A 12,645-nucleotide genomic window follows, 5' to 3' on the forward strand; every position below is an offset into this window, starting at 1 on the left:
GGAATGGGGGTGAGCACGACCGGCACCCTGCTCCCGATCACCGATGTCATCGCCCTCGCCGCCCAGTGCCAGCCGTGGCTGGCGGTGTTCGACGACCACACCAGTCTGCCCCTGTATTTGGGTCGGGCACGCCTGGCGAGTCAAGGACAACGGATCGCGTTGTTCGCCAAAGACGGCGGCGAGTACTGCTCGTTTCCCGGATGTACTCAGCCCGCCGCGCACGTCGAAATCCATCACGCCACCAAAGACCACGCGAAAGGCGGGCTCACCAACATCGGTGACCTCGCCCCCGCCTGCGGCAAACACAACCGGATGGTCGGCGACAAACCCGGACAATTCACGACCGGCATCTATGGGGACGGGCCGTGGGCCGGACGATGCTGGTGGCGCAAAAACACCCCCGTCGGCGCAGCGACACCGAACCCCAAACGCACCAACGCACTCCCCGACGTCGGGGCCACCTACACCGACGCGCTGGCCCGCATCCGCGCGGAATTACATCCACCACCCGACCCGACACCGGGTGATACCGATACCGATCTCGCCGAGCGCGACGACCGGGACTCGATGCTGCCCACCAACCGAATCCGCCGCACCCGAATCCCGATCGGGCACGGCTACTACGACCTCGTCGAAATCCTCACCCCCGACCCCAGCCCGGACTCGCCGATCGAAACCCAACTCGCCCACCTACTCGGTGACCGCGGACTCTAGACCCCGTCACGTGCTTCCGTTCGGGGTCGGAAACCAGCAGCGGCGCAACAGGTCTCGAGGCTCGTCGCTAACGCTCCTCGACACCTCGACCACCGGAAGAAAAGGGAACTCCGCTAACGCTCCTCGGCACCTCGACCACCGACTAAAAGGGATCCTCCGCCCGGTAAGGAAGCCCCCTCCCGATGGTCGAGGCCTCGACACCCCCGACGGCCGAGACCGGCATCGCACGCTGCGCACATGTTTGCCGGAACGCTCGAGGAGAACTGTCGGGGTGTTTCGATACGCTCGGTGGGTGGCAGAAGCAGATCAGGTGGCAAACGACGGTCCGTCCGCCGACGTGCGAGAACAGTGGTCGACGTTGGCCGAGGAGATCCGTGAACATCAGTTCCGGTACTACGTCAAAGACGCACCGATCATCTCCGACGGCGAGTTCGACCGGCTGTTGCGGCGTCTGCAGGAACTCGAGGAGGCGCATCCGGAGCTGGCCACTGCCGACTCGCCGACCAAGCTCGTCGGCGGAGGATTCTCCACCGCGTTCACGCCCGTCGACCATCTTGAGCGAATGTTGTCGCTGGACAACGTCTTCGACGCCGACGAGATGCGAGCGTGGGTCGCCCGGGTGGCCGACGAGGTGGGCTCTGGAACCGAGTACCTGTGCGAGCTCAAGATCGACGGGGTCGCGCTGGCGTTGGTGTACCGCGACGGCGTGCTCGATCACGCCACCACCCGCGGTGACGGTCGCACCGGCGAAGACGTCACCCTCAACGCGCGCACCATCACCGATGTCCCGCAACGCCTGACCGCCTCCGACGAGTACCCGATACCGCACGTCCTCGAAGTACGCGGTGAGGTCTTCTTCCGAGTGGAGGACTTCGAGACTCTCAACGCCTCGTTGGTGGCCGACGGTAAGCCGCCGTTCGCGAATCCGCGCAATTCCGCAGCGGGTTCGCTGCGACAGAAGAATCCCCAGATCACCGCGCGACGTCGGCTGCGGATGATCTGCCACGGCATCGGCCACACCGAAGGATGGCGCCCGGCGTCACTGCACGACGCCTACCTCGCGCTCGGTGCCTGGGGGCTGCCGGTGTCCTCGCACACCACCAAACTCGTTGGCGCAGAGGCGATTCTCGACAAGATCGCCTACTGGGGTGAGCACCGCCACGATGTCGAGCACGAGATCGACGGCATCGTCGTCAAAGTCGACGACGTCACGCTGCAACGCCGACTCGGTGCCACCTCGCGCGCACCCCGCTGGGCGATCGCCTACAAGTACCCGCCCGAGGAGGTCACCACCGAACTGCTCGGCATCGAGGTCAATGTCGGACGCACCGGCCGGGTCACCCCGTTCGCGGTGCTCGCGCCGGTGCTCGTCGCCGGTTCCACCGTGTCACGGGCCACCCTGCACAACGGGTCGGAGGTCAAGCGCAAGGGCGTGCTCATCGGCGACACGGTCACCATCCGCAAGGCCGGTGACGTGATCCCCGAGGTCCTCGGTCCCGTCGTCGACCTGCGTGACGGCAGCGAGTACGCCTTCGAGATGCCCGACACATGTCCCGAGTGCGGTTCGGTGCTGCGGCCGGAGAAGGACAGCGACGCCGACATCCGTTGTCCCAACGCGCGGTCGTGCCCGGCGCAGCTGCGTGAGCGACTGTTTCACCTCGCCGGACGCAGTTCCTTCGACATCGAGGCCCTCGGGTACGAGGCGGCCGGCGCGTTGCTGAGTGCTGGGGTGATCACCGATGAGGGAGACCTGTTCTCGCTCAACGCAGATGATCTTGCGAAGACCGCATTGTTCACCACCAAGAAGGGCACGTTGTCGGCGAACGGTACGCGCCTGCTGGCCAATCTCGACAAGGCGAAAGAGGTGCCCCTGTGGCGGGTGCTCGTCGGCCTGTCGATCCGCCACGTCGGCCCGCCCACGGCTCGTGCGCTGGCGACCGAATTCGGCTCCTTGCAGGCGATCGAGGACGCCGACCCGGAACGCCTGGCCGCCGTCGAGGGGGTCGGTCCCACCCTCGCGCAGAGCATTCACGATTGGTTCACCGTCGACTGGCATCGCGAGATCGTCGAGAAGTGGCGTGCTGCAGGCGTTTCCATGGAGGACGAGCGAGACGAGTCGATCGAGCGCACATTGGAGGGCAAGACGATCGTCGTCACCGGGTCATTGCAGGATTTCTCGCGCGACGGCGCCAAGGAAGCGATCCTCGTCCGCGGCGGTAAGGCATCGGGATCGGTGTCGAAGAAGACCGACTTCGTGGTGGTGGGGGATTCGCCCGGCTCCAAGGCCGACAAGGCCGAACAACTCGGGGTACCCATCCTCGACGAGGACGGCTTCAAGCACCTTCTGGAGACAGGCGAGCCGGCGCCGAATTGAGAATCGCGGTCCGGAAATCGGAGACCGTGTGCGGCAGCCACAGTGCCTGGATGGGAGACAGCGGAGGGTCGGTGAACTCCTTGACCATCACCCGGCCGCCGTGCGCCGGGCCTGCAGGCGCGGTCACGAAGGCGCACGCCGTGGTGTCCACGAGCACAGCGGTGGTCGGTGGCGTGCCCTGGACCCGATTGATCCGCAGGATCGGTTCGAACCCCGACCGCCGACAATGCGCGACGAGGAAATCGGTGTAATACGAGTGACGTTCGGGTGCCCAGACGATCACCGGGTGTTCGGCGACGTCGGACATCGAGATCCGATCGAGGGTGGCCAGTGGGTGATCGATCGTCACCGCCAGACGGAGTTCCTGATAGCCGATCACGGCTGAGATCAGTTCGGATGGGGTGTCGATGCCGCGGCGCAGGACCAGATCGACCCGGTTCTGCAGCAGATCATCGACGAACTGTGCCGGAAACACCGGTCGGGCGGTCACCGGGATGTCCTCGTGACGCTGGACAGCGGATTCGACGATAGAGAAGACCTCGGCGCCGGAGAGAGCCGGCGAATGTCCGACGACGAAAACCGGTGGACGCTGTTGCGCCACGGCCCGCACCGAGCGGGTGAGATGGCGCGCGCCGGTGAGGATCGCACGTGCATTGCGCAGGAGATCCTCGCCGGCCGGGGTCAGCGTCAGCCCGCGATGCTCCCGATTGAACAGGGATACGCCCAACTCGTTCTCGAGCCGTCGGATGGCGGTCGACAGGGCCTGCTGGGTGACGAAGACCCTGGTCGCCGCGTCCGCGAGGGTATCCGATTCGGCTACCGCGACGAATTGTTCGAGTCGACGAATGTCCGGCAATGGCAGGGAAAACTCGGAAGCGTCGGGCATATACAAATGGTAGTTGATCGAATACCAATACAAATCGATGGTGTTTGTGTATTGCTGCTCGTAGCGTGAATGATCACAGGCGAGAGGCGACATGCCGATCGCGTAGGGACGAGGCAACGAAATGGGGGCGCATGACCGGCACCGTCACGCACTCGGCGATCACACATGAGGATCTGTCCGGCAAGACCGCCGTCGTTGCGGCCGGCGCCAAGAATCTCGGTGGACTGATCTCGACCGAACTCGCGCGATCCGGCGCCAACGTGGTCGTCCACCATCATGGTGACTCCTCACGTGCAGATGCCGAGCGCACCGTCGCCGAGATCGCGGCGCTGGGCGCCGAGGCGATCACGGTCGCCGGCGATCTCACTCGTCCGGCCGCGGTCACCGCGCTCTTCGACGCCGCCATCGACGCCTTCGGCAGCGTCGATCTGGCGGTCAACACCGTCGGCAAGGTACTGCGGAAACCGCTGGTCGAGGTCACCGAGGCCGAATACGATTCGATGTTCGACATCAATGCCAAGAGCGCCTTCTTCTTCCTCGCCGAAGCCGGTAAACGGTTGTCCGACAACGGATCGGTGGTCACCATCGTCACCTCGCTGCTGGCCGCATTCACCGACGGGTACTCGACGTATGCCGGCAGCAAGAGTCCCGTGGAGCACTTCACCCGCGCGGCGGCAAAGGAATTCGCCGACCGCGGGATCTCGGTCAACAACATCGCGCCCGGGCCCATGGACACCCCGTTCTTCTATCCGCAGGAGACCCCCGAGCGTGTCGAGTTCCACAAGTCGCAGGCCATGGGTGGGCGGCTGACGGAGATCTCCGATATCGCACCGATCGTGAAATTCCTTGCCACCGATGGGCATTGGATCACCGGACAGACTCTGTTCGCCAACGGCGGCTACACCACCCGGTGAGTGCCGATCGAGCCGCAACGAACCCGAGGAGGCGACACCCATGACCGACGCCCCGCCCATCAGCTCCCTACCCGCACCTGTCCGCGCGTCGATCGAGGCAACCAATGCGGGTGATCTCGCCGCCTTTCTCGCGACATTCACACCCGATGGGGCGGTGGATGATTGGGGTCGCACCTTCACCGGTCGGGAGCCGATCGCCGCATGGAGTGACGCCGAGTACATCGGCAAGAACATGACACTCGAGGTGCTCTCGGCCGAGTTCCCCGACGTGCGCACGGTCGTCGTCAAGGCCTCCGTCGGTGGCGACGGGTTCAACGGTCCGTCGACGTTCACCTACCGAATCGACGGTGACGAGGGCGCCGCGGTGACGCTCATGCAGATCCGCGAATAGGGCGGATGCGCGAATGGCGGCCTGGCTCAGCCCAGGGCGGCGTCGAAGGCTCGGTGGGCGATATCGTCGAAAACCACGAATCGCACGGATCGCACCGCCGTCGACGATTCGCGGACGGTCTGCACGGCGATCCGTGCGCCGCCCTCGACGGGCCATCGGTAGATCCCGGTCGAGATGGCTGGGAAGGCCACCGTCTGGGCGCCGAGATCGTCGGCGACACGTAGGGATTCGCGATAACACGAAGCGAGTAGTGGCGAGCGGTCGTCGGAGGTGGAGTACACCGGCCCGACGGTGTGGATGACCCATCGGGCGTCGAGGTCGCCGGCGGTCGTCGCCGCTGCCGCGCCGGTCGGCAATCCGTCGGGATAGGTGCTCGCGCGCAATTCCCGACAGGCGGTGAGAATGGCCGGGCCACCTCTGCGATGAATCGCTCCGTCGACCCCGCCGCCACCGAGGAGCGAGGAGTTGGCGGCGTTGACGATCGCATCCACCGACTCGTCGGTGATGTCGCCGCGTACCACGGTGATCTCGGGCACGGGCGCTCAGGATTCCGCGCGCAACACCGTGGACACGATCCCGGCGAGATAACCGAGTCGCGCGATCTCCGACGGACGGAAGTCCGGTCCGCCGATGCGTCCCAACAGAATTGCCTTCGATCCGTCACCGAGCGGAGCGGCCGCCAACCGGGTGTCCATCTCCTGCCAACCCTCGGGTACCCAGTCGGCTTCGGAGTCGAGCCGGACGGCGCTCTGCAGCGGGAGCCAGTCCACAGTTGTCGCATGCGTCTCGGGCGCACCGGAACTGCCGAACAACTGCAGCACACCACCCGCGGCCCGGGTCAGCACCGTCGCCCACGACACCCGCAGCACGCGAGGCGCATTGTCGACCAGTACCTGCAATCGGTCATCGAGTGCGGTGGCGACCTGATCGACCAACTCCAGCTCGCGATGGGTGTCGAGCACTCCGGAGTACGGGCGGATCGAGTCCACCCGGACGCCCTTGACCTTCTCTGCGGCGGTGATCAGCGTGTCCGGCAGTGAGCCGGGCGCCACCTCGACCACGAGGTCATCGACCGCATAGCCGTCCGCACGTTCGACGACCTCGAGGGACAAGATGTCGGCGCCGACCGAGCCGAGCTGGACGGCGAGCAGACCGAGACTTCCCGGCCGGTCTTGGAGGTACACCCGAAGCAGGTAGGACACGGCCGCCATTGTCGCACCGGCCCAGCGGTGCTGCCGAGGACGGGCCGCCGGTGCCCGGGTGCGGTCGGCGACGATGCCGGTCACGCGAATCCCCGAGCACGGTCATCGGCGATGGCGAATGCGGTGCGGGCGCACGTTCGGCAGCATGCGAGCGACGCGCTCGTGACGATGATCACGCCGGCGATCCTACGCCCGTCTAATCACTTCCCGACGCGGCGACGCTGCACGGTGACCGAACCGACGCCACGATGGAACCGTGGCCGACACCAACGACGACACAGAACCCGGCGACCGGTCCGGCGCGCACGCACCCGACCGTGAGGCGGCGCATGTGACCACATCGGTGGCCCGGCGCATCGAGCCGGGCCGAGAACATGACTTCGTCACGTGGACCGACGCCGGAATCGCGTTGGCGCGAACCTTTCCCGGATTTCTCGGGGGCGGCTGGCTACGGTCGGCAAAACGGCCCGACGAGTACTACGTCGTCTATCGGTTCGCCGACGGGTCGGCGCTCGACGACTGGGACAGGTCTCCGGTTCGCCGGGCATGGCTGACGCGAGGCGAGGGCGTGGCGGTCGAACACGCCACGCATCGACTCTCGGGTATCGAGGGATGGTTCGAACCGCAATCCCATCTGACGCATGCGGTCCGCGTGCTCGGTGCGCCGCCGCCGCGCTGGAAGCAGGCGATCACCATCTGGCTGGGATTCTTCCCGTTGTCGGTGCTGATCAATTATCTGGTGGTTGCCCATCTCGGTGATCTGCCGCTGGTGCTCAAGACGCTGATCGCCACGCTGATCAGCACCCCGGTGATGGTGTACGTGCTGCTGCCGTGGATCACCGCCCGCCTGGCGCGATGGCTGCGCTGACCGTGGCCTAGGCTTGACGGGGTTGCCGGTCGGTAGACCGACCGCAGCGACATCGGGCCCGGCGACGCATCGGGCCCGGCGAGATCCGGCACGGAAGGACACGATCGACATGGCAGGGGACTCAGAGTCCGCGAGCACGGGGTCTGTGGACACCGGATCCGCGGCCACCGGATCTGCGATCACCCGCGACGAGGTTGCGCATCTGGCCCGGCTGTCGCGGCTGGCGCTGAGCGAGGACGAACTCGACGTCTATGCGCAGCAACTCGATTCGATTCTCGCCCATGTCGCGCAGGTGTCGGAGGTGGCCGCCGACGACGTGCCACCGACCGCCCATCCGGCGGCGCTGGCCAATGTGCTGCGTCCCGATGTGGCCGTACCGGGGCTGACCACCGAGCAGGCGCTGTCCGGGGCGCCCGCCGTCGAGCAGGATCGTTTCGCGGTCCCGCAGATCCTGGGGGAGGAACAGTGAGCGCGCCGTCGACCCGTACGTCCACCGAGATCACCGGCCTGACCGCCGCCGAACTGGGCGCCAAGATCGCCGCCCGCGAGGTGTCCTCGGTCGAGGTGACCTCGGCGCATCTCGATCGCATCGCCGAGATCGACAACCAACTGGGCGCATTCCTGCACGTCAGTGGTCCGCAAGCGCTGGTGGCGGCCAAGGCGGCCGACGACGCCATCGCCGCGGGCGAGGTGCGGTCGCCGCTTGCCGGTGTACCGATCGCCCTCAAGGACGTGTTCACCACCACCGATGCGCCGACCACCTGCGGGTCGAAGATCCTCGAAGGCTGGGTGCCCCCGTACGACGCGACCGTCACCGAGCGGCTGCGCTCGGCGGGTCTGCCGATCCTCGGCAAGACCAACATGGACGAGTTCGCGATGGGCAGTTCCACCGAGAACTCCGCCTACCAGGTGACGCGAAATCCCTGGGACGTCACCAGGATTCCCGGCGGCTCGGGCGGCGGTAGTGCTGCGGCACTCGCCTCGTTCCAGGCCCCGCTGGCCATCGGCACCGACACCGGTGGATCGATCCGCCAACCCGCAGCGGTCACCGCCACCGTCGGCGTCAAGCCGACCTACGGCACCGTCTCCCGGTACGGGCTCGTCGCGTGCGCGTCGTCGCTCGACCAGGGTGGGCCGTGTGCGCGCACCGTGCTCGACACCGCGCTGCTCCACGAGATCATCGCCGGTCACGACCCGCGCGACTCCACCTCGATCGACGCCCCGGTCCCGGATGTGGTCGGCGCGGCCAAGGCCGGTGCGGCGGGCGATCTGAGTGGCGTGCGCGTGGGCGTTGTCCGCGAACTGCAGGGGGAGGGCTACCAGTCCGGGGTGCTCGCCTCCTTCGAACAGGCCGTTGCCGAGCTGACCGCGCGCGGGGCGCAGGTCGTCGAGGTGTCGTGCCCGCACTTCACCTACGCGCTCGGCGCGTACTACCTGATCCTGCCCAGCGAGGTGTCGAGCAACCTCGCGCGCTTCGACGCCATGCGCTACGGACTGCGCGTCGGCGACGACGGCCACCACAGCGCCGAAGAGGTCATGGCGCTCACCCGGGAAGCCGGTTTCGGCCCGGAGGTCAAGCGCCGCATCATGATCGGCACCTACGCACTGTCCTCGGGCTACTACGACGCCTACTACGGTCAGGCCCAGAAGGTGCGAACCCTCATCGCCGCCGACTTCGACGCCGCCTTCGAGAAGGTCGACGTCCTGGTCTCACCGACCACCCCGACGACCGCGTTCCGGATCGGCGAGAGGGTCGACGATCCGCTCGCGATGTATCTGTTCGACCTGGCGACGCTCCCGGTGAACCTCGCCGGTGTCGCGGCGATGTCGGTGCCGTCCGGTGTCTCCGCCGACGACGGGCTGCCCGTCGGGTTGCAGATCATGGCTCCAGCACTCGCCGACGACCGGCTCTACCGTGTGGGGGCGGCCTACGAAGCCGCCCGCGGACCGATCGCGTAACTTCCCGGCATCACGGCAGCGCGCCCTGTTCGGGCCCGTAGCGGTGCCCGGTCCCGGCGGGGCCGTCGAGGGCGCCGAGCAGATCCACCGACGTCTGCACGAACGACACCACCGGCAGCCACGGCGGGGTGTGCATCCGCGCACCCACGATCCGGGTCTGCGCCGGGCGTGTCGGTGGGCGCCACACCGCTGCCGTCGACCATCGGGTGACCGGGTCGGACGAGTTGGCGAACACGATGCGCGACGACCCGCCGCCCCGCGGATCGACGGTGTCGGCGGGGACCCCGGCCAGCACGGTGCCCGCCACCGCACCCGGATGGCGGGTATTGGCCCACTCCCGCGCACGGTCGGCGCCGAGGGCGCCCAGACTCTGTCCGTAGAGGTACACCCGCGGTCGAGCGACACCCGGCGGCAGCGAGTCGCGGGCGTCGAGGACGTGGCGTAACAGGGCCACGGTTGCGGTTGTGGCCGAACCGCGGTCGGAGACGAAGACCCGCCAGGACGAGGCCGATGCGTACGGCAACGACAAGAACTCCACATCGTCGTGCAGACGTGCGCGCATCGCCGTCGTCGCCTGCGGGTCGACCCACCCCGATCCGGTGGGTACCGCGATCACCACCGCGCCGCGGCGCAAACCGCCCTCGCGAACCCACGTGTCGGTGAGAACGGTTGCTGCTCGGTCGATGTCGGCAGCCGTGGGTGTGGCATCGATCGATGCGGCAGCCGAGGTCGCGGGCGTGGCGAACAGTACGACCGTGGCGAGTGCTGCGGTTGCCGCCATCGCAGCGCGGCGCCCGAACCATGCGACCGCGACGAACCCCGCACATCCGGCCGCGGCCGGCGCCGCAGGGTATGCGGGCCCCACGCCTGCGATTCCGATATCGCTGCGGAGAATGTTCTGCCACAACGTGTTTGCAATCGACCCGGCCATCAGGACGGCGACCGCGAGAGCGGCAACCGCCCACGAGGTGATGAGGCGTTCGGGCCGTGCCGACCCGAGTGCACGACCCACCGCCGTCATCACCGCCACGCACACGCCGGTCAGGACGGCTGCGGTGACGACATCCCGTGGCAACGAGCCCGGCCACAAGGCGATGAGCGCGCCGATGAGCCCGCCGACCACGGTGAGCGAACCCGGTGGGGAGAGTCGGCCCAGTGCTCGTCGGACCAGCGCTCGTCGGCCCAGTGCTCGTCGGTTCGGTGCGACGGTGTCGACGGCGGAGGTCATCGCGCCACCCCGCTGTGGCCACCGACCTCGGCGATGACCCGAACGGCGGTCGACGCCGCGATCGTCGTCATCGACTCCGACGGTGCCGGCGGGCCGGAGTACTGCCGCCACGTGTTCAGGGCCAGGCCGGCGCGACTGAGCTCGGCGGCAGCCGAACACACGGGATCGTGGCACGCCGCGTGCATCCGCTCGATGAGCATGTGATCGAGGGCCGGTCGGGCCCACGGGCCCAGCGGGCGGCCGGTGCGCTGCGCGTAGCGCAGCAGATCATAGCCGAAATCGTGTGTGCGACAAGCATTCTCAAACCGCTCGGGTAAGGGGATCGGCGATGAGCAGCCGCCGTCGGGGTTGGCCGGGTAGCCGCTCTCGAGCACTGGTCGATAACCCATGACGGCCGCGAAATCCGTGGGGAGAACACGCTGCACGCTCTCCGGATGGGGGCCGACGAGCGTGCGAACCGTCTGCTCCGCGGCGGTGGCGTCGGTCGGGGAGTGATCGAGCACCGCCGATGCCCTTCCGGCGGCCATCACGTGCAACGCCATCACGGTCAGGCCGATCAGAATCCACATCACCGGACGGAAGCCACGTCGCCGCCGTGTTCGTCGAGCATCGTCAGAAGTCATGCCGCTGACGCTAGGAACGATGATCACGTGGGCACATCGCCCGCGCGAGCCGATCGGTGTCGGCTCCGTAGAGGGTGACTGTGGACCGGTCTGGCTCTTGGGTAGCGTGCGGATCCCACTCCGCAGTATGAGGACTTCGACCGATACGCCGCCTAGCGTGGAGGTCGAGGTGATCACATGATGGGACGGATGGTCCGAGCGGCACGCGCTGCGGCCGTGGATGAACTGCGCACGTTGCCGGTCGTGGCGCACCCGGGCGTGCGTGCCTGGGTGCGGTCTCCGGGTAACTGGTTCTTCGCGATCTTCGCGGGGGTGCTGTTCGCGGTGTCGTGGCCGACAATGCCTCTGACACTGAATGTTCCGGCGTACGCCTGGCCGATTCTGGCTGCGGTGGCGGCGTGGCCGGTGGCGATGGCGTGGAGTGCGCCGATGCTGGGCTGGGCGATCTCGGTGATCGGGGCGCAGCTCATCGGGCTGTTCATCCCCGCGGCACCGGGGTGGCCGTGGACGATTCAGGTCACCCACATCATCGCGTTCCTGATCCTGACGTTCATGGCGTATCTGCGCTGCCCGTTGCGGTTGCTCGCGCCGGTGTGGATCTGCGCGTCGCTGGTGATGGCGTTCGCGGCACCGCCGGGCGCGCGGGTCGGCTGGGTGGTCGGACTGACCTTCATGGCCGTCGTCGTGGCCCTGCTGCGCGGGTTGCTCACCTCGCGCAGGCAACTCGCCGTGCGCACCGAGGAGACCAAGGTCGCCGAGTCGACCAGCGCGGTGCTGCAGGAACGTGCCCGGATCGCTCGAGACCTGCACGACGTTGTGGCACATCGCATGTCGATGGTCGTCGTGATGGCCCAGACCGCGCGGTACCGGCTGCCCGACGTCGACGAGGTCTGCGCGGCCGAGTTCGAGGCGATCGCGCAGGCCGCGCGCACCTCACTCGACGAGGTGCGGCAATTGCTCGGCGTCCTGCGGGTGTCGGGAGCCGGCGATGGAGGGGAGGTGGCGCCCGCCCCGAGTCCCGGCCTCGCCGACATCGACGCGCTGATCAGCCAGACCCGCCGGGCCGGCGCGCGAATCGACTTCACCGACGAACTCGACCACCCGGTGTTCGCCGAGTCGTCGGCGCTGGTGATCTATCGCATCGTGCAGGAATGCCTGGCCAACGCGACGCGGCATGCGCCGGGCGGCGACATCGAGGTGCGTCTGACCCCGGTCGTCGGCGAGCCGTACGCGGGTCCCGCCGCACAGGTCAGCGTCGTCAACACCGCCCCGACCGAACCTCCCCTGCACCTGTCCGGGGCCGGGGTGGGTATCGCGGGTATGGGCGACCGGGCGCGGGCGGTGGCCGGATCCCTGACCGCCACACCCACATCCGACGGCGGATTCGCGGTGCGCGCCCACATCCCCGCCTCGGCACGGACTCCGGTGATGTCGTCGCTCGCGGTGTCGCATGGTGCGGTGCCGGAGCTCCCCGCCAACGGGTAAC

General features: G+C 67.7%; 13 protein-coding genes. 8 read left to right on the top strand and 5 right to left on the bottom strand.

What is annotated here, in order from left to right; all coding sequences use genetic code 11:
* A partial coding sequence (locus GOPIP_RS17065; protein WP_035728302.1) for an HNH endonuclease signature motif containing protein occupies positions 1 to 714 on the top strand: 714 nt, incomplete at its 5' end.
* Between the two features lie 292 nt (positions 715 to 1,006).
* On the top strand, positions 1,007 to 3,088 hold the full coding sequence (gene ligA / locus GOPIP_RS17070) for an NAD-dependent DNA ligase LigA (RefSeq protein WP_020170767.1): 2,082 nt from the start codon (positions 1,007 to 1,009) through the stop codon (positions 3,086 to 3,088).
* Here the strand turns inward: ligA and GOPIP_RS17075 are convergent.
* Positions 3,048 to 4,067 carry a LysR family transcriptional regulator gene (locus tag GOPIP_RS17075; RefSeq protein ID WP_006370996.1) on the bottom strand — a complete coding sequence of 340 codons (1,020 nt, stop codon included), beginning with the start codon at positions 4,065 to 4,067 and terminating at the stop codon, positions 3,048 to 3,050. The two genes, ligA and GOPIP_RS17075, sit on opposite strands and share 41 nt — an antisense overlap.
* A gap of 38 nt (positions 4,068 to 4,105) precedes the next feature.
* Between GOPIP_RS17075 and GOPIP_RS17080 the strand changes: the two genes are divergently transcribed.
* Both GOPIP_RS17080 and GOPIP_RS17085 read left to right on the top strand, forming a co-directional pair.
* Positions 4,106 to 4,888 (top strand): SDR family oxidoreductase, encoded by a 783-nt coding sequence (locus tag GOPIP_RS17080; RefSeq protein WP_006370997.1) that lies wholly within the window; start codon positions 4,106 to 4,108, stop codon positions 4,886 to 4,888.
* Between the two features lie 40 nt (positions 4,889 to 4,928).
* Complete coding sequence (locus tag GOPIP_RS17085; protein WP_006370998.1) at positions 4,929 to 5,279, top strand: nuclear transport factor 2 family protein; 351 nt, start codon at positions 4,929 to 4,931, stop codon at positions 5,277 to 5,279.
* A 26-nt stretch (positions 5,280 to 5,305) separates the two neighbouring features.
* Here the strand turns inward: GOPIP_RS17085 and GOPIP_RS17090 are convergent, their stop codons facing one another.
* Positions 5,306 to 5,815 (bottom strand): O-acetyl-ADP-ribose deacetylase, encoded by a 510-nt coding sequence (locus GOPIP_RS17090; protein WP_006370999.1) that lies wholly within the window; start codon positions 5,813 to 5,815, stop codon positions 5,306 to 5,308.
* 6 nt (positions 5,816 to 5,821) lie between these two features.
* Entirely contained in the window at positions 5,822 to 6,490 is a 669-nt protein-coding gene (locus GOPIP_RS17095) for an ACT domain-containing protein (protein ID WP_006371000.1), read from the bottom strand.
* 247 nt (positions 6,491 to 6,737) lie between these two features.
* Between GOPIP_RS17095 and GOPIP_RS17100 the strand changes: the two genes are divergently transcribed.
* From GOPIP_RS17100 to gatA, 3 genes are all read left to right on the top strand, one after another.
* Positions 6,738 to 7,349: an antibiotic biosynthesis monooxygenase gene (locus GOPIP_RS17100; RefSeq protein ID WP_006371001.1), complete on the top strand. Its 612-nt coding sequence runs from the start codon at positions 6,738 to 6,740 to the stop codon at positions 7,347 to 7,349.
* Positions 7,350 to 7,458: 109 nt separating this feature from the next.
* Positions 7,459 to 7,818: an Asp-tRNA(Asn)/Glu-tRNA(Gln) amidotransferase subunit GatC gene (gene gatC, locus GOPIP_RS17105; protein WP_006371002.1), complete on the top strand. Its 360-nt coding sequence runs from the start codon at positions 7,459 to 7,461 to the stop codon at positions 7,816 to 7,818.
* Positions 7,815 to 9,308 (top strand): Asp-tRNA(Asn)/Glu-tRNA(Gln) amidotransferase subunit GatA, encoded by a 1,494-nt coding sequence (gene gatA / locus GOPIP_RS17110; RefSeq protein WP_006371003.1) that lies wholly within the window; start codon positions 7,815 to 7,817, stop codon positions 9,306 to 9,308. The genes gatC and gatA overlap by 4 nt, the downstream gene beginning before the upstream one ends.
* A 10-nt stretch (positions 9,309 to 9,318) precedes the next feature.
* On the opposite strand, the gene GOPIP_RS17115 is transcribed toward gatA, so the two are convergent.
* Together GOPIP_RS17115 and GOPIP_RS17120 are read right to left on the bottom strand one after the other, a co-directional pair.
* A complete protein-coding gene (locus GOPIP_RS17115) occupies positions 9,319 to 10,536 on the bottom strand; it encodes an alpha/beta-hydrolase family protein (RefSeq protein WP_006371004.1) in 1,218 nt (405 codons plus the stop codon).
* On the bottom strand, positions 10,533 to 11,159 hold the full coding sequence (locus tag GOPIP_RS17120) for a hypothetical protein (RefSeq protein ID WP_043456569.1): 627 nt from the start codon (positions 11,157 to 11,159) through the stop codon (positions 10,533 to 10,535). Before GOPIP_RS17120 ends, GOPIP_RS17115 begins: the two co-directional genes overlap by 4 nt.
* A gap of 177 nt (positions 11,160 to 11,336) precedes the next feature.
* On the opposite strand from GOPIP_RS17120, the gene GOPIP_RS17125 reads away from it, so the two are divergent.
* The gene (locus GOPIP_RS17125; RefSeq protein ID WP_035728295.1) at positions 11,337 to 12,644 is read left to right on the top strand and encodes a sensor histidine kinase; all 1,308 of its coding nucleotides are present in this window, start codon (positions 11,337 to 11,339) and stop codon (positions 12,642 to 12,644) included.
* Position 12,645: the final 1 nt, after the last annotated feature.

The organism is Gordonia polyisoprenivorans NBRC 16320 = JCM 10675 (assembly GCF_000241325.1).
GTDB lineage: Bacteria > Actinomycetota > Actinomycetes > Mycobacteriales > Mycobacteriaceae > Gordonia > Gordonia polyisoprenivorans.

Excerpts from the sequence above, each read along its gene's own strand:
- GOPIP_RS17085 (WP_006370998.1), top strand. The coding sequence starts at position 4,929 with ATGACCGACGCCCCGCCCATCAGCTCCCTACCCGCACCTGTCCGCGCG.
- GOPIP_RS17115 (WP_006371004.1), bottom strand. The coding sequence starts at position 10,536 with ATGACCTCCGCCGTCGACACCGTCGCACCGAACCGACGAGCACTGGGC.
- gatC (WP_006371002.1), top strand. The coding sequence starts at position 7,459 with ATGGCAGGGGACTCAGAGTCCGCGAGCACGGGGTCTGTGGACACCGGA.
- GOPIP_RS17095 (WP_006371000.1), bottom strand. The coding sequence starts at position 6,490 with ATGGCGGCCGTGTCCTACCTGCTTCGGGTGTACCTCCAAGACCGGCCG.
- GOPIP_RS17125 (WP_035728295.1), top strand. The coding sequence starts at position 11,337 with ATGATGGGACGGATGGTCCGAGCGGCACGCGCTGCGGCCGTGGATGAA.
- GOPIP_RS17080 (WP_006370997.1), top strand. The coding sequence starts at position 4,106 with ATGACCGGCACCGTCACGCACTCGGCGATCACACATGAGGATCTGTCC.
- GOPIP_RS17120 (WP_043456569.1), bottom strand. The coding sequence starts at position 11,159 with ATGACTTCTGACGATGCTCGACGAACACGGCGGCGACGTGGCTTCCGT.
- GOPIP_RS17075 (WP_006370996.1), bottom strand. The coding sequence starts at position 4,067 with ATGTCGCCTCTCGCCTGTGATCATTCACGCTACGAGCAGCAATACACA.